This window comes from Rhodococcus sp. SG20037 (assembly GCF_031763325.1).
GTDB classification, from domain to species: Bacteria; Actinomycetota; Actinomycetes; order Mycobacteriales; family Mycobacteriaceae; genus Rhodococcus_F; species Rhodococcus_F qingshengii.
This window is the reverse complement of the sequence record NZ_CP134497.1, coordinates 6,306,781-6,324,432: the sequence shown is the minus strand read 5'-3', so window position 1 is coordinate 6,324,432 and position 17,652 is coordinate 6,306,781. Positions and strand designations below refer to the sequence as shown.

General features: G+C 62.1%; 16 protein-coding genes. 9 read left to right on the top strand and 7 right to left on the bottom strand.

What is annotated here, in order from left to right; genetic code table 11:
• The first annotated feature begins 42 nt into the window (after nucleotides 1–42).
• Nucleotides 43–738 carry a FadR/GntR family transcriptional regulator gene (locus RHP72_RS29210; protein ID WP_047272655.1) on the top strand — a complete coding sequence of 232 codons (696 nt, stop codon included), beginning with the start codon at nucleotides 43–45 and terminating at the stop codon, nucleotides 736–738.
• On the opposite strand, the gene RHP72_RS29205 is transcribed toward RHP72_RS29210, so the two are convergent.
• Entirely contained in the window at nucleotides 707–1,666 is a 960-nt protein-coding gene (locus RHP72_RS29205; RefSeq protein ID WP_235808464.1) for a DUF1648 domain-containing protein, read from the bottom strand. The genes RHP72_RS29210 and RHP72_RS29205 overlap by 32 nt on opposite strands.
• A gap of 5 nt (nucleotides 1,667–1,671) precedes the next feature.
• The gene (locus tag RHP72_RS29200; RefSeq protein ID WP_311094158.1) at nucleotides 1,672–2,166 is read right to left on the bottom strand and encodes an SdpI family protein; all 495 of its coding nucleotides are present in this window, start codon (nucleotides 2,164–2,166) and stop codon (nucleotides 1,672–1,674) included.
• A 101-nt stretch (nucleotides 2,167–2,267) separates the two neighbouring features.
• Between RHP72_RS29200 and leuS the strand changes: the two genes are divergently transcribed.
• Nucleotides 2,268–5,114, top strand: a complete 2,847-nt coding sequence (gene leuS, locus RHP72_RS29195) for a leucine--tRNA ligase (protein ID WP_311094157.1) — start codon at nucleotides 2,268–2,270, stop codon at nucleotides 5,112–5,114.
• Nucleotides 5,115–5,497: 383 nt separating this feature from the next.
• Entirely contained in the window at nucleotides 5,498–7,003 is a 1,506-nt protein-coding gene (locus RHP72_RS29190) for an MFS transporter (RefSeq protein WP_030537475.1), read from the top strand.
• A 67-nt stretch (nucleotides 7,004–7,070) separates the two neighbouring features.
• Here RHP72_RS29190 and RHP72_RS29185 read toward each other — a convergent pair whose 3' ends face one another.
• From RHP72_RS29185 to RHP72_RS29165, 5 genes are read right to left on the bottom strand one after another with little or no spacing between them, the layout of a single operon-like run.
• Nucleotides 7,071–7,589: a hypothetical protein gene (locus RHP72_RS29185; RefSeq protein WP_007729094.1), complete on the bottom strand. Its 519-nt coding sequence runs from the start codon at nucleotides 7,587–7,589 to the stop codon at nucleotides 7,071–7,073.
• An 18-nt stretch (nucleotides 7,590–7,607) separates the two neighbouring features.
• Nucleotides 7,608–9,071: an aldehyde dehydrogenase gene (locus tag RHP72_RS29180; protein WP_058227435.1), complete on the bottom strand. Its 1,464-nt coding sequence runs from the start codon at nucleotides 9,069–9,071 to the stop codon at nucleotides 7,608–7,610.
• A gap of 31 nt (nucleotides 9,072–9,102) precedes the next feature.
• On the bottom strand, nucleotides 9,103–10,479 hold the full coding sequence (locus RHP72_RS29175) for a glutamine synthetase family protein (RefSeq protein ID WP_054781549.1): 1,377 nt from the start codon (nucleotides 10,477–10,479) through the stop codon (nucleotides 9,103–9,105).
• On the bottom strand, nucleotides 10,476–11,249 hold the full coding sequence (locus RHP72_RS29170) for an SDR family NAD(P)-dependent oxidoreductase (protein ID WP_021332597.1): 774 nt from the start codon (nucleotides 11,247–11,249) through the stop codon (nucleotides 10,476–10,478). The genes RHP72_RS29175 and RHP72_RS29170 overlap by 4 nt, the downstream gene beginning before the upstream one ends.
• Nucleotides 11,233–12,039, bottom strand: a complete 807-nt coding sequence (locus RHP72_RS29165; protein WP_158656627.1) for a gamma-glutamyl-gamma-aminobutyrate hydrolase family protein — start codon at nucleotides 12,037–12,039, stop codon at nucleotides 11,233–11,235. Before RHP72_RS29165 ends, RHP72_RS29170 begins: the two co-directional genes overlap by 17 nt.
• Nucleotides 12,040–12,239: 200 nt before the next feature.
• Here RHP72_RS29165 and RHP72_RS29160 point away from each other — a divergent pair, with 200 nt between their 5' ends.
• The 6 genes from RHP72_RS29160 to RHP72_RS29135 all read left to right on the top strand — a co-directional run bounded on the left by RHP72_RS29160 (nucleotide 12,240) and on the right by RHP72_RS29135 (nucleotide 17,614).
• On the top strand, nucleotides 12,240–12,962 hold the full coding sequence (locus tag RHP72_RS29160) for a FadR/GntR family transcriptional regulator (RefSeq protein WP_021332595.1): 723 nt from the start codon (nucleotides 12,240–12,242) through the stop codon (nucleotides 12,960–12,962).
• Nucleotides 12,963–13,060: 98 nt separating this feature from the next.
• Entirely contained in the window at nucleotides 13,061–14,491 is a 1,431-nt protein-coding gene (locus RHP72_RS29155; protein WP_051720950.1) for an APC family permease, read from the top strand.
• A gap of 54 nt (nucleotides 14,492–14,545) precedes the next feature.
• A complete protein-coding gene (locus tag RHP72_RS29150) occupies nucleotides 14,546–15,226 on the top strand; it encodes a hypothetical protein (protein WP_311094156.1) in 681 nt (226 codons plus the stop codon).
• Between the two features lie 65 nt (nucleotides 15,227–15,291).
• Entirely contained in the window at nucleotides 15,292–15,666 is a 375-nt protein-coding gene (locus tag RHP72_RS29145; protein ID WP_311094155.1) for a nuclear transport factor 2 family protein, read from the top strand.
• 1 nt (nucleotide 15,667) lies between these two features.
• Entirely contained in the window at nucleotides 15,668–16,624 is a 957-nt protein-coding gene (locus RHP72_RS29140; RefSeq protein ID WP_311094154.1) for an alpha/beta hydrolase, read from the top strand.
• Nucleotides 16,625–16,657: 33 nt separating this feature from the next.
• On the top strand, nucleotides 16,658–17,614 hold the full coding sequence (locus RHP72_RS29135) for an SMP-30/gluconolactonase/LRE family protein (RefSeq protein ID WP_064688073.1): 957 nt from the start codon (nucleotides 16,658–16,660) through the stop codon (nucleotides 17,612–17,614).
• Nucleotides 17,615–17,652 lie beyond the last annotated feature (38 nt).

Genomic DNA, 17,652 nt, shown 5'->3' with positions numbered 1-17,652 from the left:
GGTGAGTGGAATGATCGCCGCTAATGCTGTGAGGATGAGCTGATGACCGTTGTTCGCAAAGAGTCCGCGTACGAGCAATCCCTCGACTGGATGCGCGCGCAGATCTCCGACGGCGTCTGGACAGTGGGCAATCGTGTTCCGACCGAGCCGGAGCTGATGAGTGTTCTCGGCGTCGGCCGGAACACCGTGCGCGAAGCGATCAAGACATTGACCTCGACGGGAGTCCTGGAGATCCGTCGCGGATCAGGGACCTTCGTGCGCGCTCGGACCGACATCGGCGGACTGCTCGGCAGACACGCGTCCGTCGACGAGATGAAATACGTCTTCGAAGTGCGTCGTGCGCTCGAGATGGAAGCGGTCCGGTTGGCGTGTGAGCGTCGCAGCGACGACGACGTCCGGATACTTCGTGAGCTGGCCACCAAGCGTGACGTCCCGGCCGAGAACTTCGTCGACGTCGATCTCGCGTTTCACATTGCCGTTGTCGATGCCGCCCACAATCCCGTGCTGAAAGATCTGTTTGCCGGAATCCTCGAAACAGTTCGAGCCACCTACGAGGTGACCGAAGGGGTGCATCCGCCGTCGCTGACGTCTTCGCATCATCAGGGAGTTGCCGAAGCCATCGCCGAACGCGATGTCACCAAAGCCAGGGCTGCGGCGTGTGGGTATCTCGAGAAGACTCAGGAAGCGATCGGTTCAGGCTCGGCGGTTACCGAGTCCGGGCGTCGGCCAATCGATTGAGTGACCCGGCGATGTCTTCGGCTCCGGGTGTCGTGATCGTGAGTCGGTCGCCACAAGCGAACGTGATGACCACCGCTGGCCCGGTGCGGGTGACGACGCCGTAGTTACGACGACCCTTGGTCTTGAGTCCCCAGCCGCCGAAGTCCGCGAACGGTTTGATCTCCGCGACGTCGGCTCCGACAACTTCCTCGATGCCGTAGGTCATCGCAGCCATCCCCATGTTGATCACCCGGATTTCCCGTTCGTCGACGATCACCCGGAAGCGAACCAGGCTGACGACGAGCAGTCCGAGTGCCCCGAAGATGAACAGCGGCCAGAGTGACCGCATCGCCAACGCCATGATGACTCCGGGCGCCAGAGTGATCGCAGTGAGGATCACCGACCCCTTGGTGCTGAATCCGACGTCGTCGGAGATGGGGAGAGCGCAGCGGCTTCGCGGCAACCCGGCCGAGGGTTCGATCGTGGCAAGAGTGCGGACGCGGTAGTCACGCAGGAACGAGGCGCCGATCCACCCCAGCACCCCGCCGATGACAAAGCCGACACCGATAGACCACAGCGGGAGTGACGTCGTGGATGGATCGGTGACATCGAGTTGGGTGTAGAGCAAAGCGAAGTTCACTGTCGTGATGAGCCCGACCACGCTCAGCCCGACAACCAACATGAATCGGCGCATCATCAGCATCGCGGGAGCAAGAGCAGCAATCGCACTCAGGCCGCCACCGAAGAGCAGCGTCAGAAGTGCAATGGTCCAGGCGTTGGCCGACGGGGTGGAGAATCCGTCCGGCGAGGTGGTGGTCCAGTGAGTCGCGATCTGTTCCGGGAGGCGGGGCTCCCAAATTTTTGTCAGGACGAAGCCGAAGACCGCACACAACAGCGGAACGACTAGCCCGAATACGACCCCGGCCGGGTCGACCACGCGATGTTTCACGTGAATCAATGAGCCGGCTGGCAAGCATCCTTGAGCGCGCAGGCACCGCAGGAAGCGGTACCGCAAGCGGCAGCGTTCGCCTTGGCCTCGGAGGTCTCCGCCACCGCCTCGTCTGCGGCAGGCTCGGAGTGTCCGCCGCAGTTGCAGTCGTTACCGCATCCGCTCTGCTGCGGGAGTGCGGCGGCAGCACGGGCACCGATGCCTCCACCGAAACCGGCGGTGAGGACGGCGACGACGACGGCGATGATCGCGACTGCGACGCCGAAGACTCCGCCGATGGTCAGTGCTGCGACTCCGCCGATGACCAACATTCCGGCGGCCGCGAGCATGGTCGGACCGGCCACCTTGTTGGCGAGGGCGAACGACTCCTCGCTCCGCAGGGAATCCTCGGTGCGGACACCGGCCCAGCGGTTGCGCGGGAGTTTGCCGATCAGTCCGGCGACAGCAACTCCACCGACGGCGACAGCGAGCACGAATAGCACCACAGCGACAACGATCACCCATACAGGATAGGCGCGAGTGGAGTTGATGGTATGCCCGGGTCGTGCAGGCTCTACCCTGGTTATCGGTATTTCCGTCAGCCAAGTAGATAGCGACCACAGTGACCGAGTCTCCGCAGTCCCCCGATTCACCAGCCGACGCAACTCCGCAGCACCGCTACACCGCGGAGCTCGCCGGCCAGATCGAGCAGCACTGGCAGGACCGCTGGAGTGAGGAAGGCACGTTCAACGCGCCCAATCCGGTCGGTCCGCTCTCCTCGCCCGACGGTGTTCCCGCCGACAAGCTCTTCGTGCAGGACATGTTCCCGTACCCCTCGAGTTCGGGCCTGCATGTCGGTCACCCGCTCGGATACATCGCTACGGACGTCTTCGCGCGCTTCCATCGCATGCAGGGCCGCAATGTCCTGCACACCCTCGGTTACGACGCCTTCGGTCTCCCGGCCGAGCAGTACGCCGTGCAGACGGGTACCCACCCACGGACCACCACCGAGTCCAACATCGCCAACATGAAGCGCCAGCTGCGACGCCTGGGTCTGGGCCACGACGAGCGTCGTAGTCTCGCGACGACGGATGTCGACTTCTACCACTGGACGCAGTGGATCTTCCTGCAGATCCATGGCGCCTGGTACGACAAGGAAGCCGGCAAGGCGCGTCGTATCTCCGAGTTGGAAGCCGAGTTCGATTCCGGTGAGCGCGCTCTGGAAGACGGACGCGAGTGGGCTTCGTTGGACGTGGCCGCGAAGGCCAAGGTTCTGGACTCGTACCGCCTTGTCTACCAGTCGGATTCGATGGTCAACTGGTGCCCCGGTTTGGGTACCGTCCTGGCCAACGAGGAAGTCACCGCCGACGGTCGTAGTGACCGCGGAAACTTCCCAGTCTTCCGTAAGCATCTCCAGCAGTGGATGATGCGCATCACCGCGTACTCCGATCGCCTGGTCGACGACCTCGAGTACCTGGATTGGCCGGACAAGGTCAAGGCCATGCAGCGCAACTGGATCGGACGCTCGTACGGTGCCGAAGTTACCTTTGCTGCAGGCGAGTACGGCGTCGATGTGTTCACTACCCGTCCGGACACGCTGTTCGGCGCCACCTACGTGACGCTGGCTCCTGAGCACGACTTGGTGGACAAGCTCGTCGCGGACGAGTGGCCCGAAGGTGTCGACGCGCGCTGGACTGGCGGTGCCACGACTCCGGCGGAAGCTGTTGCTGCATACCGTAAGTCGATTGCCGCCAAGACCGACCTGGAGCGCCAGGAAAACAAGGAGAAGACTGGCGTCTTCCTCGGTTCCTACGCCGTCAATCCGGTCAACGGACACAAGGTTCCGATCTTCATCGCCGACTACGTTCTGACGGGTTACGGCACCGGTGCGATCATGGCAGTTCCGGGACACGATCACCGTGACTGGGAGTTCGCGAACGCGTTCGGTCTGGATATTCTCGAAGTTATTGCCGGTGGCAATGTTTCGGAGGCTGCGTACTCCGGTGACGGCCCGCTGGTGAACTCCGACTACCTCGACGGGCTGGACGTTGCCGAGGCCAAGGCGACCGTCATCAGTCGCCTCGAGGAGAGCGGCCAGGGCAAGGGCACCATCCAGTACAAGCTGCGCGACTGGCTTTTCGCGCGTCAGCGTTACTGGGGCGAGCCTTTCCCGATCGTCTACGACGCGGACGGCAACGCACACGCTCTGCCGGATTCGGCTCTGCCCGTGGTGCTTCCGGAGGTCGAGGACTACGCACCCGTGTCCTTCGATCCGGACGACGCCAACTCCGAGCCCTCTCCCCCGCTGAACAAGGCGACCGACTGGGTCAACGTCGAGCTCGATCTCGGTGACGGTCTGCAGACCTACCACCGCGACACCAACGTCATGCCGCAGTGGGCAGGTAGCTCGTGGTACCAGCTGCGCTACATCGACCCCACCAACCAGGACGCCTTCTGCGACCCGCAGAACGAGGCGTACTGGACGGGCCCGCGTCCGGAACTGCACGGCCCCAACGATCCCGGTGGAGTCGACCTGTACGTCGGCGGCGTCGAGCACGCAGTGCTGCACCTGCTGTACTCGCGCTTCTGGCACAAGGTTCTGTTCGACCTGGGCTACGTGTCCTCGAGCGAGCCGTACCGCCGCCTGTACAACCAGGGCTACATCCAGGCATTCGCGTACACCGACGCCCGCGGCGTCTACGTGCCGGCAGAGGAGGTCGTCGAGCGTGACGGCAAGTTCTTCTACGAAGGCGCCGAGGTCAACCGCGAGTACGGCAAGATGGGCAAGAGCCTGAAGAATGCCGTTGCGCCGGACGAGATCTGCGCCGAGTTCGGTGCAGACACTCTGCGTGTGTACGAGATGTCGATGGGTCCGCTGGACACCTCGCGTCCGTGGGCAACCAAGGACGTCGTCGGTGCTGCGCGATTCCTGCAGCGAGTGTGGCGCGTCGTCATCGACGAGGAGACCGGCAAGCCCCGTGTCACCGACGAAGCTCCTGGTGAAGAGACTATGCGTGCGCTCAACAAGGCGATTTCCGGTGTCATCGAGGATTACACGGCGCTGCGCGACAACACGGCCGCCGCGAAGCTGATCGAGTACAACAACCACCTCACCAAGGCGTTCCCGGGCGGTGCGCCGCGTGCTGCTGTCGAGCCGCTGGTGCTGATGCTCGCTCCCCTGGCGCCGCACCTCGCGGAAGAGCTGTGGTCGCGTCTGGGTCACACGGAATCCCTTGCGCACGGACCCTTCCCCGCTGTCGAGGAGAAGTGGCTCGTCGAGGATACCGTCGAGTACCCGATCCAGGTCAACGGCAAGGTTCGTAGCCGCATCAGCGTCCCGGCGGATGCCGATCGCAAGGCTGTCGAAGAGATCGCGCTGGCCGATGAGAAGATCGTCGCTCTGCTCGAGGGCAACGCACCCCGCAAGGTGATCGTTGTGCCGGGCAAGATGGTGAACATAGTTCTGTAGGGCCTTCGCACAGTCGTTTCTGGGGGATGATTCCCGACGTTGACACCGAGGGGGGAACCTCAAAGGCGGGATCGTCAAGTACGGGGTGGTCGGTATTTCGAAGATGGGAATGGCTCCACGTTCAAGTTCGAACCGAAAATCGTTGCCGTTGCTCATAATCCAAAGCCAGGTTCGAGTTTGTGACGCCAATCAGTCGTTGTCCTGAATGTCCCGCTCCACGGAACATTTGGTAGCGCGTGTTCGATGTGAGGGCTGTGATGCACGTAACACGTTGCCGAGAGCGGTAGCTGTCGTTCCACTGCACTTCCCCGCAAGGCCCCCGTCGGCGGTATTCGACAGGGGGTCAATCGAATTTGTAGGTGTCCCGAAAGGATCTTCCAGCCATGGCGTCTCACGTCCACAGCTCCGGTTCGTCTCCTAGTGCGCCCGAACCGACATCGATACCGGAGCGTTGGACTCCGCGACTGGTGTTCTCTCTGGCGTCGATCGTTCTACTTCTCGAGATGCTCGCGGTGAGCTACATGATGATTTCCACTGCGCTGCCGGCCATCTCGGCGCATTATCAAACGACGCAGGGAGCTTGGCTGCTCACGTCGTTCTTGCTGCTGGGGGCGGTCGCGTCTCCTCTGCTCGGAAAGCTCGCCGACATGTACGGCAAGCGAAAAGTCCTGCTCTTGGCGGTCGCCGGCGCAGCGGTCGGATCCTTCATTTCGGCGGTTGCGCCGAGCTATGCCGTCCTGATTCTGGGCCGGTCATTGACGGGTCTTCTCGTTCCCTGCCTCTTCCTGAGCTACTCCCTCATTCGAGATGTCTTCCCGCCGAAAACTGTTGCGCTGGCAGTCAGTATCGCGACTTCCGGTATGGGTCTGATCGCGATTCCGGCGCCGTTCGTCTCCGGTTGGTTGATCGACAACCACGGGTTCCGGAGCATCTTCTGGTTCTTTGTCGTCGGGCTGGTTCTCCTCGGCGGCATGATCTTCGCTTCGACGGCGGAATCGACTGTCCGACTTCGCTCTTCGCTGGACCTGATCGGCGCGGTACTGCTCGGATCGGGCATCGCCGGAATTCTGATCGGCGTCAGCTTCGGCCCGACCTGGGGCTGGAAGAACGGTTCGACACTGGCCTACCTGATCGGCGGCGTCGCACTGTTGGTGGCTTGGGTTGCCTCTGCCCGAGCCATCCGCGAGCCCTTGATCGACCTGCGCTACTTCGGCAAGCGTTCGGTGATGCTCACCGCCGTCGGTGCCGGTTTCTGCTACGGCGCATCGGGAGTCTTCACGATTTTGCTGCCGATGATGGTGATGACCCCCGCAGTTCTCGGCCTGGGATACGGATTCGGCGTGACGGCAGAGGGATTCGCGATCTTCCAGGCGCCCCTTGGCGGCATGGTGGTGGTCGGTGGTTTGATCGTGGGCTTCCTCGTGGGGCGCAACATCCGGCCCCGTCTGCTGATGATCATCGGAATGATCCTCATGGCAGTCGGATTCACGTTGACGGCAACCATTCACGACAACAAGCCTCTGCTCATCATCTTTGCCGGAATCTTCGGTGTCGGTATGGGTATGGGCTACGCCTCCATCCCGAACCTGCTCATCGAGGCAGTGCCGCCGCAGTTGCAGGCAACCACGGCGAGCATGGTTGCGGTCTTCCAGAGCATCTTCCCCGCAGTGCTTCCCGTCATCGCCTTCACGGTCTTGAACTCGCACATCGCGATGGCGATGGAGGGCGCTGTCTTCTACACCGACGAGGGCATGCGTATCGCGTTCCTGATCGGTGCTGCTGCAGCAGTTCTCGGCGCGATCGCAGCCGTGTTCCTGCCGCGAAACATCGTCCAGATCGGCGCAGAAGACGGTGTGCAGCAGGAGACGTCCCTTCTCCCTGCTCACTGATCACACGATGATGTGCGGCTACTGGCCAACGTCCGTAGCCGCACATCGCCGTGGTGGCACTTCGACGTCATGCAAGATGAATCTCCTGCAGCGAGATCTCACCCCGCAGCGGACGCTCTGCGACCTGTGCCAGATCAGATACGAATGTGTCCGCGATCGATCGGGTGGTGGTGAGTTGTACCGACAGAACATTGTTCGCCTGACTGCACACAGTTGCGCCGTGCCGGTACGCCACCAGCGCCACCGGATCGACGCGTTGGAAAGTCGCGGTGACGTGTAGGCCGACCTGCGGTGTCACCGGAACGAACGGGCCGTGGTCCGTCTTGATGCGAACTATCCCGATGATCTTGTTGAGACGCTTGATCAACATGGCGTCGGAGATCGTTGCCGGGCAACGGTACGCGATCGACATTCCGGTGACTCCCGGCGATGTCACGGACACCCACGTAGACAGGCTGACGACCTCGACGCCGAGCTTCCACCCCAGCGACGAAATACGTGCGAGAACCGCCGCGGTATCGTGGCATTCGACCACCATGGTGCCCACCCGACTCGTATCGGTGCCCACCCGAGCCGCTTCACCCATTTCCTCGACCTCCTCCGCCTAGAGAGGAAGTCCGGGCGCATCGACCCCGATGATTCTCGATCCCCGGAAGAAGTCGAGAAGCTCTGCGTCGCCGTGTGCGCCGATACCGCTTCCGCCCCAGAAACTCTGGGTCGAGTGGTCGTCTAGGTCCAGGAGGCTGGTGCTGTTGATCTTGTTCTCACCGCAATCGATTCGGGTCGCAAGTTCACGAGCGGCGTCGACGTCGGCGCCGAACACGTATCCGGCCAGGCCGGTATCGAGAGCGTTGGCCTCGAGCAGAGCTTCCTCGTCGGTTGATGCTCGGTGCACCGTCAGGATCGGCCCGAAGGTCTCCGATTTGGTCTGCTCCGACGAGATTCCGTGCACCACTGTCGGTGGGAAGAACCATCCGGAATCGTCAGGCACGGGGGTGCTCGAGACGGCCGTGCCGCCCACGCCACGGAGGAACTCGACGGTATCCCGCATCCGTTGGAGTTGAGGCTCGTTCGCCTGCGGACCCATCGTGGTGTTGGCGTCATCGGTTCGGCCGAGTGCGATTTCGGCCGTGCGGTCGAGTATTGCGTCGACAAGCCGGTCGTGAAGGTGCGGCGGCACGAAGACGCTTCCCGGACTCTCACACCATTGCCCGTTAAGTTTGGTGAACCCGTCGACGAGTGCGGTGGCAGTCAGATCGATGTCGGCGTCGGCGCGGATGATCACGGGGTTGTTGCTGCCGAGCTCGAGTTGAAGAGCCTTGAAATCGGTAGAAGCTGCAGTGGCGATGGAACTACCGGCCGCTCGGCCGCCGGTGAACGCCAGTGCTCGGATTCGTCGATCGGAGGCCAGTAGATGCCCGACGTCCCCGCCTCCGTGAACGAGTTGAAACAGAGCTTTCGGCGCGTCGACTTCGGCGATGGCACGTGAGATCGCCTCGGCAAGCACGTTGGGTCCTGACGGAGCCCAGTTGGAGGGCTTGGCGATGACCGGAGCACCTGCGGCCAAAGCGAATGCGGTCTTCTTGGCGGTGATGAAGCTCGGTGCGTTCCACGGTGCGATCACAGCGGTCGGGCCCCACGCCAGCCGATGTAATTGTGCACCTGACGCCAGCTGCTCGAACCCGGAGGAGTTCTTCAGATGCGTTGCAGCACTGCGGAACAGATCGGGAAGTCCGCCGGCGAAAAGTGTGCTGATCGAAAGCGGAAGGCCGTTGTTCTTGGAGTCCTCACGAGCGATCGCCGCAGTCCGTTCTTCGACAAGTTCAGCCGTTCTCTCGAGTAGGCGCACCCGGTCGGCGACCGATCGACGGGTCCAGACACCCGATCGGTGAAGTTCTGTCGCGGCGGTGATCGCCCTCTCCACCTGTTCGGTGGAGGACGAGAGTTGGGCTTGCAGTTTCTCTCCGGTGTCGGGATCGGTGAGAAATTCGCCGAGGTCGATAGCCGGTGTTTCGACGTTTCCGTCGATCGTGTTGTTCTGGGGCACGAGTGAGCATGAAGTGGTCATGACTGTCCTTCGTGGCGAAATCGTTTGTAGGTCAGATGTTGTCGAGGTAGCGTTCGCGTTCCCAGTCGGTGACCGCGGACATGAAGGAATCCCATTCGTCCTTGGCGACCGCCGCATAGTGCGATACGACCTCGGCGCCGAACGCCGCGAGTGCGAACTCACTGGCCTCGAGCGCACGCGCCGCTTCGTCCAGTGTGCCGGGCAGCGGTTGTTGCTTCACCTTCTCGAGTGTGTCTGTGTCGCTGTACCCGTCGCGTCGTACCGGTGCGCCGGGATCGAGCTTTCGTGTCAGACCGTCGTTCATCGACGCCAGAACGGCGGCGAGTGCGAGATACGGATTTGCGTCCGCCCCTGGCAGTCTCATTTCGAGACGGTTGGCGGACGGTGCACCGGTGATGAGTCGGCAGGTGGTAGTCCTGTTGTCGAAACCCCAGGTCAAGCCGTTCCCCGAGAAATCGTGGCTGGCTCTGGTGCGGCGCATCGAGTTGATGGTCGGCGTGTAGAACAGCATGAGTTCCGGGCAGTGCTCGAGAACTCCGCCGACGGCGTGCAGCAGTTCGGCGCTCGCGGTGTTTTCTGCGCTTTCGTCGTGGAATGGGAAGGTGTCGTCGCTCCGCATGGACGCGTGAATATGACACGACGAGCCCATGCCGTCGGTGCTCGGACGTGCCATGAAGGTAGCAGTGAGCCCTTCTGCCGCAGCGACGTCGTGGACGACCTGCTTGAATAGCACATGGCGGTCGGCCATCTCGAGGGCGGTTCCGTATTCGAGGTTGATCTCCCACTGGCCCAGGCCGTATTCGACCTGAGAGACCTCCACGGGAATCGCGCTCTCCTCCAACGCGGTTCGTACCTTGCGGAAGAAAGGTTCCATCGCGTTGCCGGCGGTGATGGTGTAATCCGAGGGCACCAGGGTGGTGGGTTCGAGATCCCGATAGCCGCTGCGCCGCAATGCGTCGGGGGTACCTCGGTAGAGGTGGAACTCGAGTTCCGTTGCCGCGTAGACGGTGTGGCCGTCAGCTTCGAGCTTGTCGATCTGTTTGCGCAGGATCGTGCGCGGTGCGATCGGGACCATCTCGCCGGTATGTTCGTCGACCGAGTCAGCGATGACGATGGCAGTGGACTCGAGCCACGACGCGCGTCGCAGTGTTCCCAGGTCAGGTTGCAGGCGGAAGTCATGCCAGCCGGTGTGTCCGCCGGCGTAGTCGACAACGAGTTTGTCCATGCGTTGGCTGGCATCCCAGGCATACACACAGGTGCACACATGCAGACCCTCGTCGATGTTCGCGAGGAAAATTCGCGTCGGGACTCGTTTGCCGATCAACCGTCCGTAGAGGTCGATACCGGCGATGAGGACGGTGTCGATGTCGGACTCGGCGAGCTCGGCCGTGGTGAGCCGGCCTTTCATCGGGCAAGCCATCCGCCGTCGACGGGCAGCTGGACTCCACTGATGTAGGAGGCGTCGTCGGAGAGCAGGAAGGAGACTGCAGCACCCATGTCCTCGGGGCGGCCGACGCGCGGCACCAGGAGCCTGGACTTCATGAAGTCGAGAACTTCGCCGGAGGAGACGTCGATGCCAGGCAGGAAGGCGGTGGGGACCGGCCCGGGGGCGATCGCGTTGACTCGTACGTTGTACCGCGAGAGTTCGACGGCCAGAGCCTTCGTCAGCATCTTCACTCCACCCTTCGACGCGTTGTAGTGGACCTGTGCGAAGCCCTGGGAGGACACGACCACGTCCGCTTCCACCGTCGACAAGTTCACCACAGCGCCGCTGTTGCCGTCGCGGAAGTACGGGGTGGCGATCTGCGTGACGATGAACATGCCCTTGAGATTGACGTCGAGGACGAGGTCCCACTCTTCGTCGGTGAGGTTCTCGAGAGAACTCATCGTGATCAGGCCGGCGTTGTTGACGAGGTAGTCGAAGCGTCCCCATTCGGCGACGGTGGCTTCGAAAGCGGCGCTCACGGCGGCGCGGTCGCGCACATCGGCCTCAAGGGCGAGCGCGGGTGTGCCGTACTGCGATTCGATAAGTGCGACGGTCTCCTTTGCACTTTCGATGTGAAGGTCCACGACCGCGACGCGGGCACCGTCGGAGGCGAGGCGCAGCGCGATGCCGCGGCCGATTCCGGAGCCTGCACCGGTGATCAGGGCAACCTTGTTCTCATGCGTACGTGACATTGTTGTCTTCCATTCTGTGATGATCGATCTGGTGAGAAGAATTGGTCCGACGGGAGGTTGCAGCGTCGACGAGCCACGAGAAGAGCGGGTCGATTTCGACGAAGAATTCGGGGTGCCACTGCACGCCCACCACGGGGCGATCGTCGGCCTGGATGGCTTCGGCGACGCCGTCGAGCGCGCGTCCGACGATCCGGAGTCCGTTCCCCGGGGCATCCACTGCTTGGTGGTGAAGGCTGTTCACGTGAATGCTGTTGCCGTACAGACTGTATGGGATGGAGCCGGATTCAAGGGCGACCTGTTGTGGTCGGTAGGAACGCGGATAGCCGAAGAAGCTGTGCGCCTCACCGGCGTCGGTCGGAAGGTCGGCAATCAGAGTGCCCCCGCGGGCGACGTTGACGACCTGGTGTCCTCGACATACACCCAGGATCGGCAGTCCGATTTCCCAGGCTGCATCGACCAGGGCGAACTCGAATTCGTCCCGAGCGGGGTCGATCATCGAGGAGTTTGGTCCGGGGGTGCGGCCGTATCGCCTGGGGTCCACGTCGGAACCACCGCTGAGGACGAGGGCGTCGAGATGCTCGACGATTCGGCGCGGATCACTGTGGATGCTCAGCAGGATCGGTTGACCACCGGCGGCGCGGATCTTCGACGGAAAATCGGTGAAGAACATTTCCATCAATGCGTCGCCGACGACGTTCGGTAGTGACGGCCCGCCTCGGTCGACGCGGCCGGTGACTCCGATCAGGGGCATGGCGGGGAGTGCCTCCGCCGTCATCGTGAATTGGGTCATAGGGGCGAGCATAGAACCATTGAATGGCTTTTCGCTAGGGTTTGGCTTGTAAAGTTGGAGTAACGGGTTCGAAGTGCCGCGCGCTGCTGTATCTATTCAAGGACAGTTGCGAATGGCGCGTTCGATTTTGCAGCCCGTGACGAAGCGTACGAGGACGAAGCTGAAGAGTCGGTCCAGGCACCGAGTAGGGGGTACGAGACGTGCAGATCGACAAGCTGCCGGCCATCGAATTCATGGTCAGTGCACCGACGTTGGGGGAGGATATCGCTCGACGCTTGCGACTGCTCATTCACAGCGGCGCGCTCAGCCCCGGTGATCGCCTGCCGTCCGAGCGTGAACTGTCTCAGCAACTCGAAGTCGGTCGAGTCAGTGTGCGAGAAGCGGTCCGAATCCTTCAGGCGATGGGATACATCGAGGTGCGGCGAGGAGCCACGGGCGGATCGTTCGTTTCGGAGTTGACCAGGCCTTATGAAGACTGGGTTGGCCAGTTGAAAGCGCGAGAAGCAGACATCGACGAGATCGTCGACCTCCGTATCGGGTTGGAAATGCGCACGGCAAGCCTCGCGGCGGTCCGGCGAACCGATCGTCATCTTCTCGAGTTGCTCGAATCCATTGAGCAATTGGGGGTTTCCGGAAGTCGGGGATCGTTCCGGGCTTGTGACGCCAGGTTCCACGGCGGTATCGCCAGAGCGGCGGGAAACAGCAGGTTGGAGGCCGCTGTGGTCGAGGCTCGCGGCGAAATGTTCGTCCCCGTCGATCATCTCGTGTTCGAAGACCAGGTCGAGGCTTCGAGGGTGGAGCACAAGGAAATCTTCGAGGCGATCAAGCGGGGCGACAGCGCTCGCGCGGCGGAGGCAATGGAACGTCACATTCTGCACGCAAAAGACGAGCTCAAACGCTTGGCGCTGCAGGAAGAAGGCTGACGGGAGCGCGACGAACAGACGGTTCGTCCCGTTTTTCGCAAGTAAAAGTTTTGTGAATTGGGTCCCGAATCGACTTCAATGGTTCTAACATCGCTCGTATGACCCATACTTCCGTCAATGCTTCACGTGATGCATCCGGCGATGACCGAACTCTTCGAGGCTCGCTGGGTACCGGCTCGATAGTCCTCATGGTCGTTGCCGCAGCTGCTCCCCTGACTGTGATCAGTGGTCTTGTGCCGCTGGGTATTTCCGGTGGCAACGGTGCGGGCTTCCCCATGACCTTCGCCGTGACAACCGGTGTACTTCTGCTCTTCGCCGTCGGGTTCACCGCGATGTCGCGTTACATCCCGGGAACCGGAGCGTTCTATCTCTACATCGGACATGGTCTCGGCCGTGGTGCCGGCGTCGGCAGTGCGATGTTGGCCCTCGTCAGTTACAGCACAGTGCAATTGGCCGTATACGGCTACCTCGGCCCGGCAATGAGTTCGTTGATCACCTCCTACGGTGGTCCGGAGGTGCCGTGGTGGATCTTCTCGCTCGCCTCGTTGGCTCTGGTAGCCGTCCTCGGATTTCGTCATATCGAATTGTCGGGCAAGGTGCTCGGCATCCTGTTGATCGCAGAGGTCGGGATCGTAGTCGTACTCGACGCTTTCATCGTCGCCGACGGTGGTCCGGAAGGCCCGTCGACAGCAATGTTCTCTCCGTCGGAAATATTCTCCGGATCCCCCGGCGTCGCATTGGTATTCGCGCTTGCCGGTTACATCGGGTTCGAGTCGACGGCGATCTTCCGTGACGAAGCGAAGGATCCCGCGCGGACTATCCCGCGAGCGACATACGCCGCCTTGATCCTCATCGGCGGCTTCTACGCTCTCTCCAGTTGGGCGGTTGTGACAGCCTGGGGCGACAAGGGTGCAGTGGACATTGCGGGTACTGACCCCGACGGCATGCTGATCACCACTGCCACCGACTTTGCCGGAACGGTGACAGCCCACCTGATTCAAATTCTGTTGGTGTCCAGTCTCTTTGCCGCAGTTCTGTCTCTCCACAATGTCTTGGCCAGATACATCTTCGTTCTGTCGAACACCGGCGTTCTGCCGGGCGCAGGTGGGCGGACGCACCGCGTGCATGGTTCGCCGCACATCGCGTCAGTGGTGCAATCCTGCTGTGCTCTGGTACTTCTCGGAGCTTGCATCGTCATCGGTCTGGATCCGGTGACACAGATCTTCGCGTGGTTCGCCGGCGTTGCAACGGTGGGGATTGTGGCTCTCATGTTGCTCACGTGCCTTGCGGTGCTCGTCTTCTTTCATCGTACGAAGGTCGATCAGCGATTCTGGCACACCAAACTTGCCCCGAGCTTGGGCCTTGTCGGGCTGATCGGATTCGCGATCGCCATTGCCGGAAACCTTCCGCTCCTACTGGGCGGCAACATTCTGGCCGTGGTGATGACCGGGGTGCTGGTGCTCGCGTTTGTCGGTGGATTCCTCTATGCGCGACGACGGAAGCAAGTGAGCTTCGAACTTCCGTCGTGAGAGGGCTTTCGGTGAAATGATGGGTGCACCCGCACTCGAGAAAGCAGGACTCCCATGACGTTCGCGGATCTGGACGGTGACGAACTGTGGAGTTACCTGACGGAGCGTTCAGGACTGCCCGGCCCGCGCGCGAACCTTGGGCTGATGCTCGAGTTCGCGCGCGGCGCCGATGACGACGACATCCTGCTGGCGGCGGAGTCCGAGGACGAATACATCCGCTGCTGTGGGATCGTCGGGCTCGGATTCATCCTTGTTCGTTCACGCGACAAGGCTGTTCTGAACAGTCTCACGGAGGCGACCACCAGTGCGTCGTGGCGTGCACGTGAAGCTGCCGCGATGGCCGTTCAGGCGATAGGCGACACGGATCCGCAATTATTGCGGGCGATCATCGAGCAGTGGTCACGCTCCGCTCATCCATTGACGCTGCGCGCAGCGGCTGCGGGGATCTGCGAGCCACGGTTGCTGAAGGACAAGACCAACGCTGCGCTGGCCGTTCAGGTGTGCCGAGACGCTACCGAGTGGATCGTCTCGCAACCAGCTGCTTCTCGTCGCGAGGCCGACACACGGACTCTCCGGCAGGCGCTCGGATACTGCTGGAGTGTCGCGGTTGCGGCGGATCCGGAGAATGCCCTGCCGGCATTCGTCTCCCTGGGGGCGTCGGACGACACCGATGTCGTCTGGATCGTGCGGGAGAACCGGAAGAAGGCTCGCCTGCGCAAGGTGCTCGAAAGCTGACCCGTGGAACAGAGTCGTAGGTTATCCTCAGAATTAGAACCTGTTCTAACTACGAGGGGTAGACCATGGCACCGTCCGCAGAGGTAATCCGCAAGACCGTCGACGCCTACATCGAGACCGTTGCGACGGGCACTGCTGCCCAGGTTGTGGCCCTGTACGCAGAGGGTGCGACGGTTGAAGACCCGGTTGGTACCGACGTGCGCACCACCCGCGAGTCCATTCTCGAGTTCTATTCAGTGATCGAGAATTTCGACCAGGAAGCTCACCTTCAGACCCTCCGCATCGCCGGAAACGAAGCGGCATTCCACTTCTCGCTGATCACCAAGCTCGGCGAGCAGACCCTGACCATCGCACCCATCGACGTCATGACCTTCGACGACGACGGAAGGATCCTGTCGATGCGCGCATTCTGGAACCAGGAAGACATGATCACCGCCTGACATGACGGTCAAGACGATCGACGTCGACGGATTCTGTTGGCAGATCGACGATTCCGGTTCGGGGACAGCTGTGGTCATGTGCCACGGCTTTCCCGGCCTCGGATACAGCTATCGCCATCAGTCGGCAGCGTTGGCGGAAGCGGGTTTTCGGTCGATTGCACTCGACATGCCCGGTTACGGCGGCACTACCCGCCCCGACGCGATCGAGGATTACACCAACGACGCCGTCGCTAACCGGCTGATCGACCTACTCGACGCTCTCGGAATCGACAAAGCGGTGTTCGTCGGACACGATTTCGGCGCTCCGGTCGCGTGGACGACAGCGCTTCGTCACCCCGATCGCGTTGCGGGACTGGTCTCCTTGGCGGTTCCCTATGCGCCGGACAGATTCCCGGCCAAGCCCTCGACGATCTACGCCGCCTTGGCGCGAAAGCACTTTCTGCACATTCACTATTTTCAGGAACCGGGTGTTGCGGAGCGCGAACTCGACGCCCGTCCACGTGAATTCCTTCAGCGGCTCTTCCACGCCTTGTCCGGGGCTTACCGGTACCTCGATGTGTGGAAGAACCCCTCCGAAGGAAACGGCTATCTCGACGTACTTCCCGAGGCGCCGGCGTTGCCGTGGTCGTGGTTCACCGAGGATGATTTGGATGCCTATGTAAAGGCCTTTACTGCAACAGGTTTCACCGGTGGCTTGAACTGGTACCGAGCGTATGACGCCAATTGGGAACGCAGCGCGGATCTGGACGGAGCGCACATCGAGGTCCCGACGCTCTTCGTTGCGGGCGCGGAAGACCCGGTCATCGCGATGAGCGGTCCCAAGGCATTGGACCGAATGAAGGACACCGTCCCCGACCTGCGGGGTGTACATCTCCTCGGCGGTGCGGGGCACTTCGTACAACAAGAACACGCTGCCGAGGTCAATGAACTTTTGATCTCTTTCCTTCGGTCGCTCTAGGCGAAATCGGGCCGAAGGTCTAGCGTTGCGCAGATGCGCACCAGGATCTTCGATCGCGGTATTCGGGTAGGTATCACCGGTGCTCTTGTTGCCGGTTCGCTTCTGGCTCTGGGCGTGTCCGGTGCCGCCGCCGCTCCGCCTTGCCCTGGATCGTCACCCGCCATACTCAGCGCCCAGATTCCGGGTGCGGCCCTCGAGGGTGTCACGGTGGACGGGCAAGGGCGCCTGTATACGACCGACCTGGTGAGTGGGCGGATCTTCCGCGTCGACGGGCCTGGTCAGGCCGCAGTTCCGATCGCGACGGTTCCCGGCGGTGCGGGCGCACTCGCGTGGAGCACGGACGGTTCACTGCTGGTGGGTACCGGAGCAAACGCCGGCGTGCTGATCGGCGATCTGACGCGTGCTGCGTCGGTCGCGCGGGTGGACGTGAACTCGGGCGCCGTGACGCCGATAGCCGGTGGTCTGAGCGCTGCAAACGGCCTTGCCGTCGCGCACGACGGGACAATCTACGCCACCAACGATTTCGGTTCGCTGATCGGAAAGGTCAGCCCGAATGGTTCCGTCGACCCGGCGTGGGCAACCTTCCCGAGTGCAAACGGCGCTGCCCTGAGCGCCGATAATCGCTGGCTCTACGTTTCGCGCACGTTCGCAAACCCGGGTGTCAGCCGCATCTCCGTGGACAATCCGGGATATTCGGAGTCGTTGGTCGATCTCGGTGGTTTCGAAACCTTTTCTGCCCCAGATGGTTTGACCTTGGACTCGCGAGATCGCGCAATTGTTCCCACGGACATCAGTGGTGAGGTGTGGCGGATCGACGGACCCGGCCAGTACTGCTCGCTCACCAGCGGACTGCAAGCGTCGAGTGTGTTGACCTACGGGCGTGGCAATTCCGGTTTCGCGGCCGGGCATCTCTACCGCGCCGGGTTCGACGGAAAGATCTTCGAGATTCCGGCCGGCTTCGACGCGGGCGCCCAGGCCGCAACCCCCTGACGCGACACCCTGACGCGACTTACCCACTACTGATGCCG

Coding starts and splice junctions, on each gene's coding strand:
- RHP72_RS29170 (WP_021332597.1), bottom strand. CDS start 11,249: ATGTCACGTACGCATGAGAACAAGGTTGCCCTGATCACCGGTGCAGGC.
- RHP72_RS29180 (WP_058227435.1), bottom strand. CDS start 9,071: ATGACCACTTCATGCTCACTCGTGCCCCAGAACAACACGATCGACGGA.
- RHP72_RS29145 (WP_311094155.1), top strand. CDS start 15,292: ATGGCACCGTCCGCAGAGGTAATCCGCAAGACCGTCGACGCCTACATC.
- RHP72_RS29190 (WP_030537475.1), top strand. CDS start 5,498: ATGGCGTCTCACGTCCACAGCTCCGGTTCGTCTCCTAGTGCGCCCGAA.
- RHP72_RS29185 (WP_007729094.1), bottom strand. CDS start 7,589: ATGGGTGAAGCGGCTCGGGTGGGCACCGATACGAGTCGGGTGGGCACC.
- RHP72_RS29150 (WP_311094156.1), top strand. CDS start 14,546: ATGACGTTCGCGGATCTGGACGGTGACGAACTGTGGAGTTACCTGACG.
- RHP72_RS29135 (WP_064688073.1), top strand. CDS start 16,658: ATGCGCACCAGGATCTTCGATCGCGGTATTCGGGTAGGTATCACCGGT.
- RHP72_RS29140 (WP_311094154.1), top strand. CDS start 15,668: ATGACGGTCAAGACGATCGACGTCGACGGATTCTGTTGGCAGATCGAC.
- RHP72_RS29210 (WP_047272655.1), top strand. CDS start 43: ATGACCGTTGTTCGCAAAGAGTCCGCGTACGAGCAATCCCTCGACTGG.
- RHP72_RS29155 (WP_051720950.1), top strand. CDS start 13,061: ATGACCCATACTTCCGTCAATGCTTCACGTGATGCATCCGGCGATGAC.
- RHP72_RS29175 (WP_054781549.1), bottom strand. CDS start 10,479: ATGAAAGGCCGGCTCACCACGGCCGAGCTCGCCGAGTCCGACATCGAC.
- RHP72_RS29165 (WP_158656627.1), bottom strand. CDS start 12,039: ATGACCCAATTCACGATGACGGCGGAGGCACTCCCCGCCATGCCCCTG.